Raw genomic sequence first — 14,149 nt, 5'->3', positions numbered from 1 at the left:
GTATGGCCATTATTGTAAATCTTGACGTGGTCATGGCCAAAAGGAAAGTTTCGCTAAATGAGCTTTCTGAACGGGTTGACTTGACACTTTCCAATCTTTCAATCTTAAAAACTGGAAAAGCAAAAGCCATCCGTTTTAGTACGCTAGAGGCAATTTGTAAGGCTTTGGACTGCCAGCCAGGTGACTTATTGGAATTTGTGGATGAGGGAAATTGATTTGTTTTCAATGTTTTATACTTCCAATAGAGCTAATAATGAATTCCATTTTATGGCAAGTGTCCTTACATTAGAACAAAAAAAAATCCAAATCCATGAAAAATAGTTTAGTAATTCTCTTGCTTCTGATCAGTATAAATTGCTTTGCACAGGAAACTAATCGATCTGAAGTGACTGCTGTACGAACTACAGTCAATCGCTTTTTCGAATCCTTAGAAAAGCAGGATACTGTGCTGCTGAAAGAAGTAGCATTCATGGAAGGCCAGATCTGGACCATGAACAACACGGTTACGCCAGCTAGAAATCGAATGAGGTTTTTCAGTGACGATCTAAAGTCTCTCGTATCCAAGAGTTCATACGTAGAAACTGCCAAATCAATGGATATAAAAATCCATGAAGGGATGGCCATGGCGTGGGTTCCGTATGAGTTTAGATTGAATGGAGAATTTTCGCACTGTGGTGTGGATGTTTTTACTCTTATAAAAAATGAGAGTGACTGGAAGATTATCAATCTGTCTTATACGGTAGATAAAGAAGGCTGTAAGGAAATGGATTCTACAAATAATTAATAAGAAAATGGTAACTGAACTTAATCAAATGACTTGGGGAAAACGACTTGTCATATTTGCTATCAATGCAGGCATTTTTATGCTGGGCCTTTATCTAATTCATTATTTCATGGACGGCAAAGCTATGCCATTATCCAGCTTGATTTTTCAAAGTGTATTCTTAGGACTATTTATGACCATTGGGTTTCCTTACATTTTTAAGAAGTTGGGAAATAGCCTCGGGAAGTCTATTCATCCTGAGCTGAGTCCCAGTGAGGAAGTAGAAATGGAAGGACCGGCAAATCTTTTTAGGGGAGCCGAAGCTGTAGGAGGGAAGCTTTTTCTTACGGATCAGAACTTGATTTTCAAATCCCATTCATTCAATATTCAGACTGGCCAATCGGCTATTCCATTTGAAAGTATAGCTGAGGTTTCGGCTAGAAAGACAGCCAAACTTGTAGATAATGGCTTGCGAATTTTAACTCACGAAGGAATTACCCATGATTTTGTTGTAGTAGATCGGGCACATTGGATTGTGAAATTGGAGGAGAAGTTGAAAGTTGATTAATTCTCCTTTTGATTTTTCAGCCTACATCGGGCACCCGATATATAAAGATTTACTATTCCTTCAGCTCATACCATTCAATATCTGTAAGAGGAACGCGTCTTCCTCGCGGCGCTTCTGGAGCATAATTAGCCGCTAGGTAATCCAGGATAATTGATTCGTTATCCCCAAGAGGCCAAAGTCCCTGTGTTTCTTGCATCCAAACGATTTTTTCGTGCCATCCTTCACGGGTAAAACGGTTTTGGAGAATCAGTGCACTAGAGTGACAGGCGGTACAGTGTGCCTTTACCAGTTCTAGTCCATCACCAGCAAGCAATCCAGTTTCCACATCTTTACCATCCACGAGTTCGGTCGAGATATCCGTCAAGGGTTGCGGGTTTTCAGTCGTTGCTTCAGATGAAAAAGAGCTTATTCTTGCTGAAATTTCAGGTTGGAAAACCATTGCGAGAACCAATCCGGTCAGTACCACAACTACTGCCACCAGTCCTGCGACAGACTTGATCAGCCCATCAAAGAGTTTGCGTTTTTCCTTTTGAGATGAGGAAGGGTTTTTATCATGTAATTTGCTCATGGCTTAGCTTACTTTTACAGCGATTCTGTGACAGGCGTTGTTTAGGTAGCCTTTTGGGTTCCAACCAGGGATGACCATAGGTTGAGAAATTCCTTGATCGTCCGTTGCTTTCGCCCAGATCTCATAGTAACCTTTCTGAGGAAAGTTCAATTCGATTGACCACTGCTGCCAAGCAAGCCGATTAGCGGGCCTTTTCAAACTGCATTTTTTCCAGGTTGCGCCAAAATCTGTGCTTACCTCCATAGCACTTACTTCATTTTCTCCTGCCCAAGCATGGCCTTGCACGTTCAGCTTTTTGGTAGTATCGAACATCGCTCCGGATTTAGGATAGGTGATAATTGATTTCACCGGCATGGATTCTATGATTTTCATATCCTCATCTGGTACTTTCTGCCCTGGGGCTACTGGGTATTTTGGCACTCTATACGAATCACCCATCATTTTCTCTCCATCATGCACTTGGTTTCTAACGACGAGTTTATTCAACCATTTCCCAGAGACAGACGCTGGCCAGCCACCACATACCAGCCGAAGCGGGTATCCATGCGCCAAAGGAATGTCCTTGCCGTTTAGCTGAAAAGCTAATAGCGTCTCGTCTTGTAGGGCTTTTGCCATCGGAGCACCACGGGAGATCACGACCTTGTTTGGATCTCCATTGAGGTGCTTGTCAGCTCCATAATAGCCCACATAGACTGCATCGGATTTTATCCCCACATCCGCCAACACATCTTTCAATCGCACGCCAGTCCATTCTGAGCAGTAAACGGCTCCTTCTTCCCATTGATTGCCAGAGGCAGGAGGATAAAAACCAGCCCGGCCATTCCCACCACATTCTAGAGTGAGCTGGTACGTGTAGGACTTGAATTTCTTTTTAAGCTCCTCAAGTGTATAAGTTTTTTCCTTCACTACGGACTCGCCACCAATTGTGAGAGTCCACTTTGCAGCATCTACATCCTCTGGGATCAGTCCATTATTTCTGATGAAAATACTTGAAAAGGGAGTTACCGCATCATTCAATAGATGTGGTGCTGGCTCCACATTCCATGGCTTTTCATTTCGAATGATCATTCCCTCACCCTTCCCTTTCATGGGATCAAAATCGGCAGGTAGCATCACAGGAATATATCCCTCGGGCATGGTCCCTGCATGGACGATATCTACTCCGAGAGCTAATGCCATCGCAGCCAAGGTGCCTTTTTGCAAAAAAGCTCTTCTATCTTGAGAGATATTGAGCGTTTTCATTGAGCTATTCGAGTCGTTTTTTGACATGGTGAAGTTGGGTTGAAAAGTGCCTAGAAGTTAAAAGTAAAAATCTTAATGAGTAATGCCCTAATCATTCCTTATTTTGATTAGCAGAGCTAAAAAAGATTTTTGCCTTGTGCGATCGTCTCGATAAAGAAACTGATCGCTGGTACTACCGAATACTTTTTGAAAAACTTTGCCCACTAGCGGACAAAATCGTCCGATTGGTTTTTCTATGGAATGGCTTATCAAGTGAATTCAGCCTGTTTTACCAGTTTTTTACTGGCACAGAAATTTGATGGTAAGGAGAGGTGAAATTCTATGTTTTTGGGGTGGTGCTTATTTATTCCAAATCATGAACTTCATTTAGGAACACTTATTTGGCATTCATCTTTTATGTGGAAAAACTATTTTAAAATCGCAATCCGTAATTTGTCCAAGAACAAGTTGCACACTGGGATTAATTTGATCGGGCTGACCCTTGGCTTGGGTGTGAGTATTCTCATATTCTTTTTCGTACAATTTGAGCGCAGTTTTGATGATTTCCATCAGGAGAATGAGCAGATTTTCCGAGTAGAACGTCATCAGATCGAAGAGGGTGAAGAGCAATCTTCCTTTTCTACACCTCTCCTAACTGCTCCTACTTTTGCTGCGGAGTTTCCTCAGGTGACGCTTGCTACGCGAATGGTGGGAGGATCAGCACAGGCCTATTTGGATGAGGAAACCACTCAAAATCAACTATACCTCACTGTAAGTCCTGATTTTCTTGATATTTTTAATTTCAAGCTTCTTCAGGGGTCTAAAGAGCAGGTTTTACAGGATAAATTCGGGGTTGTAATTACAGAGGAAACCGCTGAGAAATTCTTTGGTGATAGTGATCCCATGGGGAAGTCTATTCGGATGCGGATGGGGGACAACTATGAAGAGTATAGGGTGGCTGGGCTCTTGGAAGATTTGCCGGCGAATTCCAGTATTCAATTTGAAATGCTGATGAACGATGAAAATCTTGCTTTTACCGTCGATCAGCAGAGTATGGATTCATGGTTTAACGTTTATGGCGACACCTATTTGAAACTCAATGATCCAGAGTCCAAGGAAACAGTAGAAGCTGGTGTTGAGGGAATGATGAAGAAAATGCTAGGCGAGGAATATGAGGAAGGATCCTACCTGTTTACGTTACAGCCAATCACTGAGATGCACCTGACCGATAATCCGAACTCAGGAATGGTAGAGTCTACCAGACCTTCACTGCTATGGATTTTGGCTGGAATTGCATTTTTGATCCTGTTGATTGCCTGCATCAATTTCACCACTATGGCGATTGGTCGATCCACTACCCGTGCCAAAGAAGTTGGCGTTCGAAAGACTATGGGGGCAGATTTTGGGCAGTTGGTTTTCCAGTTTTTGACGGAAGCATTTCTAACGACTATAGCTGCTTTAGTCTTGGGGTTATTATTAGCAGAATTGCTTTTACCTACTTTCAATGATTTATTTGAAAAGCAACTTGATTTGGTTTATGGGACTACGCAAATAGCAATAATCCTTGGTTTGGTTGTTTTGATCACAGCCATGGCAGGTGCCTATCCAGCATTTTTTATGTCCAGTTTGAAGCCTATCAAAGTCTTGAAAGGTAATCTGTCTATTCGTTTTGGAAAGCAGGCACTTCGAAAAGGCTTGGTGGCATTTCAGTTCTTCATTTCCTTTTTGCTGATCGCTTCTACACTGATCATGGTAAATCAGATGGAGGCGATCCGTGATTACGATTTGGGTTTTGATCAAGAGATGGTTGTGATCGTTGATGTTCCAGAAGTGCCGAGTACCAGTTTCGTGACTTCAATTAATGCTGGATTTGCACAGGCAGAGAAATACCGCCAAGCTTTGGCTAGCAGGTCTGAGGTTCAATCCGTAGGCATTACCATCGCTACCTATGGAGATGATGCTTTTTGGGATGGGGGATTTCCTACACCAGAGGACGAGCAATTCAATTTCCGTTTGAATTTTGTAGGAGGGGATTATGTGAAGACGCTTGGGCTAGAGATGGCCAAAGGACGTGATTTGAACCCGGTACCTGGCTCTGATAGCAGCGCAGTACTGATCAACGAGACCTTTGCCAGAGCTTTAGGTTGGGAGGATCCCTTGGGTGAAATGCTACCCAGTGCTAGGATTGGCAATCATGAGATCGTAGGCGTAGTGAAGGATTTCAACCACAATTCACTTTATAAGGAAATCGAGCCTATAGTTTTAGCAAAAAGCCCAGAGACTATTTTCAGCGGTATTAATATGCTGATGATTAATTCTGCTGCCAATCCTAAGGTAATTGTGAAAGGGAATGGAACTGACTTTGAGGCTTTCCGAATTTTACTTGAAAGCGAATGGGAGCAGGTATTTCCACTGGAAGCTTTCAGCTTTAGTTTCCTGGATGAGGCAGTTCAGAAAGAATATGTGGCTGATGAGCGACTCGGGCAAATGGTATTTTTGGCGGCGTGCATTGCAATTTTGATCGCAGCTATGGGCTTGTTTGCGATGGCGGCACTCAGTATAGCAGGGCGTACCAAGGAAATCGGAATCAGGAAAGTGCTTGGCGCATCAAGCTGGAGTATTTCCTGGATGTTTAATAAGGAATTTCTAGTGATTACCATCGTGGGAATTATGGTTGGTTTACCACTGAGTTTGTACTTTATGCAAAGTTGGATTGAACAGTTTGCTGTGAAAGAATGGCCTTCTTGGCTGAATTTCGGGGTTTTAGGTGTCGCTGGGATTGTGTTCACCTTATTGATTGTATCAGCTCAGTCTTATCGTGCTACGCAAATGAATCCGGTGAAGACGTTGAAGGATGAATAGAGTAGCAAGTAGCGAGTATCAAGATTCAAGATTCAAGGTTTTAAGAACCAAGCACCAAAAACCGAGAATCAAGAGCCACAAACTGTAAATCAATTTTAAAATCTTGCAATCTTCCAATTTTTCAATACCATAAAAAATGCTAAAAAACTACTTCAAAATAGCCTGGAGAAACCTCCAAAGAAATAAGCTAAGAGCTACTATTCATGTTTTGGGTTTGTCTATAGGAATAGCAATCTGCTTTATGATATTCAATGTGGTGACGCATTCCTATAGTTTTGATCAGTTTCACCCGGATAAGGATAGAATCTTCCGTATCAATACCCTGACAGATTGGGGAGATGGGGGGAGTTTTCCTAATTCTGGAACTCCGGGACCGCTCGGTGAAGTGATTACCGATGAGATAGCAGGTTTGGAAGAAAAAGGAAGACTCTATACGATGTATCAAGCTTTAGTTGCTTTGCCATCTACGGATAAGGTGTTTGGAAGGACTAATGAAGTCACTTTTGCTGACTCTGGTTTCTTCAAGATATTTCCTAGAAAGTGGCTTGCTGGGAATCCTGAAGCAGCTTTAGTCCAACCTGAATCTGTGGTGATTTCTGAAACTAGTATGCATAAGTATTTTCCGGGTTCTGAAGCGTCTGATGTGCTTGGTCAGGAATTGATGTTTGTGGATTCAGATTCTATTTACGCTAAAGTCACCGGTGTAATTGCTGATTACACTGAAAATACTGATTTCATTTTCAAAGATTTTATTTCCCTGAGTACCATCCGGACTCAAGAGCAGCTCGAGTGGTACGGCTTGCACGATTGGACTTCGGTAAACTCTAGCAGTCAGCTTTTTGTCAAACTTGCGAACGGTGTCTCGCCTGAATCTGTGGATAAGGCTTTTAAGCCTCTGATAGCAAAAAATATGGAGGCTGAGGATGACGGCGAGTATGCTACTAGCTTTTTCACTGAGCCACTTTCAGAGATGCATTTTCAGCCCAATTATGGCAGTACCCACGTTTCCAAAACATTTTTAAAAGGCTTGATTTTTATTGGCTTGATTATTTTGGTGCTGGCAACTTTGAATTTTGTGAATTTGGAAACTGCGCAGGCGATAAGCCGATCTAAGGAAGTTGGGATTAGGAAGACAATTGGCGGAACTAGAATTCAATTGATTTCCCAGTTTTTGGTGGAGACATTTTTAATTATTTTGATTAGTACGCTTTTGGCTTTGGGCTTTGTGGAAGGGCTCAAGTTGATTTTTTCTACCTATCTGCCACAGGATTTTGCGATAGCTTACTTTTCGCTTACGAACATCCACTTTTATACAGTATTCCCTGTTTTGTTGACCTTGATCACTGGTATTTACCCTGCGTTTATTCTTTCCAATTATGATCCTCAGCGGGCGCTAAAGGGAGAAATGACCCGAGACGGGAAATTTTCGGTGGGTGTTTTTCTGAGGAAAAACCTTACGGTCATCCAGCTTTCCTCCTCCATAGCCTTTATTATTTTAGTGTTGGTGCTGAACTATCAGTTGAAATACGTGACGAGTCAGCCGCTTGGGTTTGACAAGGAAGCGGTGCTGTATGCCCACTTGCCATTTATGTCTGATCCGGATAAAATGCTCCAACTTCAGGATCGGTACAATCAGGAAGCGATGGTGCAGCGTACCAGCCTGAGCGGTAGTTTGGCGTCCTCAACGAGTCTGTGGACGTCCATCGTAAGGGTGCCAGTCGATACCACCTTTGAAGAGCTTTCGATTCAGGTGATGAATGTGGATTCGGCTTTTGTAGGGGTGAATGGCATTCCGATTTTGGCAGGTGAGGCTAGTATAGACCGAGAGGACGAAATCATGGTCAATGCCAAATTTGTGAAGGAGGCTGGTTTCTCAAGTCCTGAAGAAGCCATCGGAGCTGAAATCGGATATAGTCAGAGGCAGGTGAAGATCAAAGGCGTGGTAGGGGATTTTCATTCCAGGTCTATGCGTGAGGAAATCCGGCCATTATTATTCACTTATAATGCTCCTTACTTCCAATCAGTCAATGTGAAGCTAAACTCTGATCAGAATTTGACCGCGGCCAAGGAGCGACTGGAGGAGATTTTCTTAACAGTTTACCCTTATGAGGAAGCGTCTTTCAACTTTTTGGATACGCAGATAGATCGATTCTATCAGGAGGATATGAAGATCAAAAATGTGTTGGGATTCGCCTGTGCCTTGGCGATTTTGATTTCCTGTTTGGGTTTGTTTGGACTTTCCAGTTTCACGATTGCTCAGCGTACCAAAGAGATCAGCATCCGAAAAGTATTGGGCGCCACCTTGCAGCAGATCATTTTCCTGATTTCTAAAGAGTACATGATTTTGGTAGGAGTATCATTTCTGATTGCTGTTTTCCCTGCTTATTATTTCCTGAATGACTGGCTGAATGGATTCAATACGAGAGTCGATATGCCCTATTTGATATTTGCTTTGGCTGGTTTGGGAGTGATGGCAATTTGTTTGCTCATCGTTGGTATTCATTCCTATGTGGCTTCGCAAACGAATCCTGCGAAGGTGTTGAAGAGCGAGTAGCTTAGAAGGCATTTATCAGTCGCAGTGAGCAGTGTGGGGATGGACTGCGATGCAAAGTGTCTTCCGCAACGGCGCAATGGCGCAAAGTTTTTATACTACTAGCCAAAAAATATAACCTACGGTAGAGGATTTTTGAAGACTTGACTTGTTTTTTTTAAACCACATAGACACATAGTTCACATAGAGATGAGGAGCCTGGATTAATGTAAAAGCACCATAGGTGCGGTGTTTTTGTAGCCCCAGGTTTCAACCTGGGGTAATAGGATCGTATGCCGAATCGGGGTTTTGGCCGAAATGATGTCAATAGAGATGATGACGGCTCGCCAAAACGTAGGGAGGGTAAATATTTCCTGCGAATGCGCAACGGCGCAAAGTTTTTATACTACAAGCCAAAAAATATAACCTATGGTAGAGGATTTTCGAAGTCTTGACTTGTTTTTTGAACCACATAGACATATAGCTTACATAGAGCTGTACCTAAATGCTCGACTGAGAGCCTTAATTATTGTAAAAGCATAAGTGCGGTGTTTTTGTAGCCCTTTCTGAATCCTGGCCTTTGCACCATTTCCAGATATCATTTATACAATTCCTCAGGCAGACTTGATACTTGTTACTAGCTACTTTGTACTGACTTCCCTCTCCATCTTTTCCAAAAAAATCAATAAATAACCTCAGGAGTAAATAAAATTTTTAATTAAGTTAAACTACCAGAATTTGCCCATAAAAGTTAAATTGTGCCAACGTTTTATCCATCATCGATTTATTTCATCTCGATATCACCATGACAAAGACCAAAGCTTTCTTTTTTACCATTACATTTTTGGCAGTAATTTTCGGGGTAAAAGCCCAAAGCAAATCAACTGAAACAGGCTTCACCTCACTTTTCAATGGCACTAATTTGGAAGGATGGGTTGGTAATAAGGAGTCCTATAAAGCTCAAGATGGAATGATCGTCATCGATCCGCAGGGTGGAGGGGGAGGTAATCTCTACACCGAAAAAGAATATGGTAATTTCATTCTTCACTTTGAGTTCAAACTAACCCCAGGAGCCAATAATGGTTTGGGAATTCATGCGCCACTTGAAGGAGATGCTGCTTATGTAGGCAAAGAGCTTCAGATTTTGGATAATACCGCGGATAAGTATGCGGAACTTGAAGTCTACCAGTATCATGGGTCCGTTTATGGAGTTATTCCTGCCAAACGTGGCTTTTTGAATCCGGTAGGAGAGTGGAACCAACAAACTGTGATAGTGAACCATCCGAAAATTCAGGTAATCGTGAACGGTACTACCATTCTTGAAGGTGATTATTTGGAAGCAAGTAAAGACGGTACATTAGATCATAAAGATCATCCAGGCTTGGAGAGAAGCTCAGGGCATATTGGGTTTTTAGGGCATGGAGATGTTGTCTATTTTAAGGATATCAGAATCAAAGAATTATAAGCAACCAAGAAATAACTACAATAAGAAAATGAGTAAGAAAATTTCAGTAATGGATCGCCGGGACTTCGTTAAAAAAAGTGGTATTGGTTTATTTGGAGCTGCATTGGCACCTTCGTTTTTAAACAACCTGAATGCTGCAGGAAGATTAAGAACTGCTCACATTGGCCTTGGCAGTATGGGGATGGCAGATTTGGACGCAATCTCCTCACATGAATTAGTAGATGTCGTTGCCTTATGTGATGTGGACGGTATCAATCTAGCCAAAGCCAAAGCTTTACATCTAAACGCTAAAACCTATGCGGATTATAGAGAATTGCTTAAGGATATGGGAGACAAGATTGACGCTGTCATAGTCTCTACTCCTGATCATACACATGCGCCAGCATCTATGATGGCCATGGAATTGAACAAGCCTGTGTATTGCCAAAAACCGCTTACACATCATGTGAGCGAGGCTAGAGCGATGAATAAGATGGCCGCTGAGAAGAATTTGGTAACTCAAATGGGCATCCAAGTTCACTCGTTCTATGATTACAAATTAGCGACGCTACTTATACAGTCAGGAATCATAGGTAAAGTACACACGGTGAGAGCATGGTCTCCTAAAAACTGGGGATATGATGGTCCGGGACCAACGGGATCTGATCCTGTTCCGAGTACCTTAGATTGGAACCTATGGCAAGGAACTGCGGCTGAGCGTCCATACAAGGAGGGGTTTTATCATCCGGGGAACTGGAGGAAGGTCATGGATTACGGCTGTGGTACTCTAGGAGATATGGGCGTACATATTTTTGATACGCCATACAATGCGCTTCAGCTTGATGTGCCTGAGACCATCCTTAACGAATGTCGTCTTCCTACTGGTTTTGGATTCCCTGAACACAATATAGTTACGTATGAATTTCCAGGCACTGATTATACAGCTGAAAAGCTAAAATGGGTTTGGTATGACGGCGGAGGAGCACCCTCAAATCACCTGGATTTAGTTTTGCCAGATGGAGAAACTTTACCAGACCAAGGAGCTATGTTTATGGGTGAAAAAGGCAGATTGCTTTTGCCTCACTTCCAGCAGTTACCTCGAAAAATAGTAGATGGTAAGTATGTGGAAATGGACATAGAATCATTCAATTTGGGTAAGCCTGTGAAGGATTATAATGCTGAGAGCAAGAAACATTACCATCAGTTTGTGGATGCTTGTCTAGGCAAAGGGGAAACTACTGCGCCATTCTCTTATGCAGCGAGATTGACCGAGACGATTCTACTTGGAGTGATTGCAGGTAGATTCCCAAATCAAACATTGCACTGGAATAGCAAAAAAGCCAAGTTTGATGAAAAAGAACCGAATGAGTTTTTGGACGGGAAGTATCGTGAATTCTAATTTGGGTACTAAGTACCATGTACAAAGTCCAAAGCCTTAAGAATTGATCATTGAGTTTGAAACTTGATCATTGATTACTTGTTTTGTTCGCTGGCGAACAAAAATGTTCGAGAAAGCGAACCCGATAAAAGTAAAAAAATGCCTCTGGAGTTAATTCAGAGGCATTTTTTTATGGCATAAAAGTGGAAAAGACTTAAAAAGAAATGATAACGGAGAATAGAGCTTGAGATTCACTCAACCAAATCCACCAATTTTTCAGTTTTCAACTATTTCAATTAAAAATGATACAACTTAAGAATTTAGACAAGTTCATTGAATCACGATTTCAGCGTGTTTTTATTCTCAAAGGCATAAATCTTACCATCAACGAAGGAGAGTTTATCACCCTTATGGGGCCAAGTGGCGCAGGGAAATCTACACTTTTAAATATCCTTGGTTTACTGGATGAAGACTACGAAGGAGAATACTGGTTTGGGGATAGAAATCTTGCCAAAATGAAAGAACGGGAGCGTTCGGCACTTCACAAAAGTGAGTTTGGATACATTTTTCAAGCTTATCACCTGATCGATGAATTGACGGTTTATGAAAACATCGAAACGCCACTTTTGTATAGAGGAGTGTCATCCAACGAGCGTAAGAGTATCATCGCTGACCTTCTTGACCGCTTCAATATGGTGGCCAAAAAGGATCTTTTTCCAGCTCAATTATCAGGTGGACAACAGCAGTTGGTAGGTATCGCAAGGGCAGTAGCAGGCAAACCCCGTGTGCTCCTAGCTGATGAACCTACGGGGAATTTGCATTCAGGTCAGGCTAAGGAAATCATGGAAGTTTTTCAGGAATTGCACGGAGAGGGGACTACTATTATTCAGGCTACGCATGCCAGAGAAAATGCAGATTACGGCACTCGATTGATCGATATGCTGGATGGTAAAATTGAAAAAGATGAAGCGATTATTCATGTTTAAGAAGTACATAGCGCTACTAATTGTAGTGATGATAACGGGTACAATTCAAGCTCAGGACACCTTAAGAATTGATTTCAGAAAAGCAGTGGATTTAGCTTTATCTGCAAATGCTGCTTACCAAACCCAGTCCAACAATATAGAAGTATTGAAGCTGCAAAAGCAGTCAGCCTTTCTTTCCCATTTCCCAAGTGCCAATATTAACAGCTCCCTTTCGCAGCAGTCAGGACAGCAATTTCAGCAGATTGAAGGAGAAATCGTGGTAACGAATGTGACCAATGAGATTGTAAATGCTGGTCTAAATATGAGCATGCCTATTTTCAATGCTGGCAGAAGGATATTAGATACTCAATCTGCGAAATTAGCCTATGAAGCTGGTGAGAAAGGGCTGGATAGAGCTTCCCAACAAGTCATGTTTGATGTAGCTAGAAGGTATCTTCAAGTGCTTTTGGATCAGGAAATAATGAGGATTTCACTAGAAAACCTGGATAATCAAAAGGAGACTTTAAGGCAAATTGAAGGTTTTGTAGATGCTGGACTTCGCACCCTTTCGGACAAGTATAATCAGGAATCAGAAGTCGCTCGGTTAGAATCTGTGCTGGTGGATGCAGAGTTGCAATACGAAAATGATGTTTGGGACTTGTCAGAATACCTGCAGCTGGAGCCAGGGGTAGTACCTGTTTTGGAATCTGTGGATCCTAAGTCAGGTGAGTTAAGATTTGATGGTATGGGGATGAAGGAGTTGTATGAAATTGCTCAATTAAATAGAGCAGATGGTACGCAGCAGGATCTTTTGGTGACCTCTTACAAAAAGGATATGCAAGCGATTAAAGCCATGTACTACCCAAGAATTGGGGCGTTTTATAATTACAATACTTTCTTTACCTCATTGGATGATAGGAATCTCCAAGATCAGCTTTGGAAGGTATATCCACAAAATACGCTAGGACTTAGCCTTTCCATTCCGATTTTCAACAATTTTCAGAATAAGCTAAACGTTGCCAGCAGCAAAGTGGCTTACAAGAATCAGATTTTGCAGAAGGAATCTGTAGACAGAAAAATCTATCAAGATGTGAAACTAGCCTATCTGAACTATATGGCTGCTGTGAAAAAGGAAACTAATACGGGGATTCAAGTATTGGCAGCCAAAGAAGCACAAAATGCGATTGCAGAACGCTTCCGCTTAGGAATTTCTAATTTCGTCGATTTAGCTACTGCAAACCAACAGTTAGTGGCTGCTCAGTCAGATCAAGCCCAGGCGATTTACACTTTGTATTTCCAAGAAGTCTTGATGCAGCATGCATTGGGAACATTGGAGGTCTTGGAGTAACTAGCTTTTTTCATTTAAACCACATAGATACATAGAGAACAATAGTTTAAGGGCTATGTAATCTATTTATCTACGTGGTTTTTTGTTGAAGCCTTTTGGAGCTTGTGCTGTCTATAATTTGAATTATTCAATATCAAGCATCTCAAAGTATTTGTTCACAATTGTCTTCTGACCATGGTGAAAAATGTTAACGACATTGAAGTTGATAAGTATTCCTTTGGGTGATTTTAATAAATTAAGATAGTTGATCAGCTGTGCTTGATGAATTGGAAGGATTTCTGCAACCGATTTTATTTCCACTACAATTAAATTTTCTACCAAGAAATCACACCTAAGCTGGGTATCTATTGAATGCCCTTTATATTTAATAGGGATAATTAATTCACTTCTGAATTTAATATTCCTTGTTTCAAACTCAATAGCTAAACATTTATGGTATATGCTTTCTAGCAGTCCTGGGCCTAGATGCTTGTGTACTTCGATTGCAGTTCCAATATTTTGT

12 protein-coding genes are annotated in these 14,149 nt (G+C 41.6%); 9 read left to right on the top strand and 3 right to left on the bottom strand.

The genetic code is table 11. From position 1 onward, the window contains the following. The first annotated feature begins 2 nt into the window (after positions 1–2). The 3 genes from ACPUEN_RS09570 (at position 3) to ACPUEN_RS09560 (ending at position 1,331) form a co-directional block, all read left to right on the top strand. A complete protein-coding gene (locus ACPUEN_RS09570; RefSeq protein ID WP_425640060.1) occupies positions 3–215 on the top strand; it encodes a helix-turn-helix domain-containing protein in 213 nt (70 codons plus the stop codon). A 95-nt stretch (positions 216–310) separates the two neighbouring features. Next, positions 311–784 (top strand): hypothetical protein, encoded by a 474-nt coding sequence (locus ACPUEN_RS09565; RefSeq protein ID WP_425640058.1) that lies wholly within the window; start codon positions 311–313, stop codon positions 782–784. Between the two features lie 7 nt (positions 785–791). Further along, entirely contained in the window at positions 792–1,331 is a 540-nt protein-coding gene (locus tag ACPUEN_RS09560; protein WP_425640057.1) for a GRAM domain-containing protein, read from the top strand. A 52-nt stretch (positions 1,332–1,383) separates the two neighbouring features. On the opposite strand, the gene ACPUEN_RS09555 is transcribed toward ACPUEN_RS09560, so the two are convergent. Next, positions 1,384–1,899, bottom strand: a complete 516-nt coding sequence (locus ACPUEN_RS09555) for a hypothetical protein (protein WP_425640055.1) — start codon at positions 1,897–1,899, stop codon at positions 1,384–1,386. Between the two features lie 3 nt (positions 1,900–1,902). Beyond that, entirely contained in the window at positions 1,903–3,168 is a 1,266-nt protein-coding gene (locus ACPUEN_RS09550) for a sulfite oxidase (protein ID WP_425640053.1), read from the bottom strand. A 405-nt stretch (positions 3,169–3,573) separates the two neighbouring features. Here ACPUEN_RS09550 and ACPUEN_RS09545 point away from each other — a divergent pair, with 405 nt between their 5' ends. From ACPUEN_RS09545 to ACPUEN_RS09520, 6 genes are all read left to right on the top strand, one after another. Further along, positions 3,574–5,982: an ABC transporter permease gene (locus ACPUEN_RS09545; RefSeq protein ID WP_425640051.1), complete on the top strand. Its 2,409-nt coding sequence runs from the start codon at positions 3,574–3,576 to the stop codon at positions 5,980–5,982. A 136-nt stretch (positions 5,983–6,118) separates the two neighbouring features. Further along, positions 6,119–8,536: an ABC transporter permease gene (locus tag ACPUEN_RS09540; RefSeq protein WP_425640049.1), complete on the top strand. Its 2,418-nt coding sequence runs from the start codon at positions 6,119–6,121 to the stop codon at positions 8,534–8,536. A gap of 781 nt (positions 8,537–9,317) precedes the next feature. After that, a complete protein-coding gene (locus ACPUEN_RS09535; protein ID WP_425640047.1) occupies positions 9,318–9,977 on the top strand; it encodes a 3-keto-disaccharide hydrolase in 660 nt (219 codons plus the stop codon). A gap of 28 nt (positions 9,978–10,005) precedes the next feature. Further along, positions 10,006–11,355: a Gfo/Idh/MocA family protein gene (locus ACPUEN_RS09530; RefSeq protein WP_425640045.1), complete on the top strand. Its 1,350-nt coding sequence runs from the start codon at positions 10,006–10,008 to the stop codon at positions 11,353–11,355. Between the two features lie 281 nt (positions 11,356–11,636). After that, the gene (locus ACPUEN_RS09525) at positions 11,637–12,320 is read left to right on the top strand and encodes an ABC transporter ATP-binding protein (RefSeq protein ID WP_425640043.1); all 684 of its coding nucleotides are present in this window, start codon (positions 11,637–11,639) and stop codon (positions 12,318–12,320) included. Continuing rightward, entirely contained in the window at positions 12,298–13,647 is a 1,350-nt protein-coding gene (locus tag ACPUEN_RS09520) for a TolC family protein (RefSeq protein WP_425640041.1), read from the top strand. The genes ACPUEN_RS09525 and ACPUEN_RS09520 overlap by 23 nt, the downstream gene beginning before the upstream one ends. 123 nt (positions 13,648–13,770) lie before the next feature. On the opposite strand, the gene ACPUEN_RS09515 is transcribed toward ACPUEN_RS09520, so the two are convergent. Then, on the bottom strand, positions 13,771–14,088 hold the full coding sequence (locus ACPUEN_RS09515) for a GxxExxY protein (protein WP_425640175.1): 318 nt from the start codon (positions 14,086–14,088) through the stop codon (positions 13,771–13,773). Positions 14,089–14,149: the final 61 nt, after the last annotated feature.

It is taken from the genome of Algoriphagus yeomjeoni (genome assembly GCF_049821175.1).
GTDB lineage: Bacteria > Bacteroidota > Bacteroidia > Cytophagales > Cyclobacteriaceae > Algoriphagus > Algoriphagus yeomjeoni_A.
Note: the sequence above shows the minus strand (reverse complement) of the source record. Positions and strands in the feature narration are given on the sequence as shown.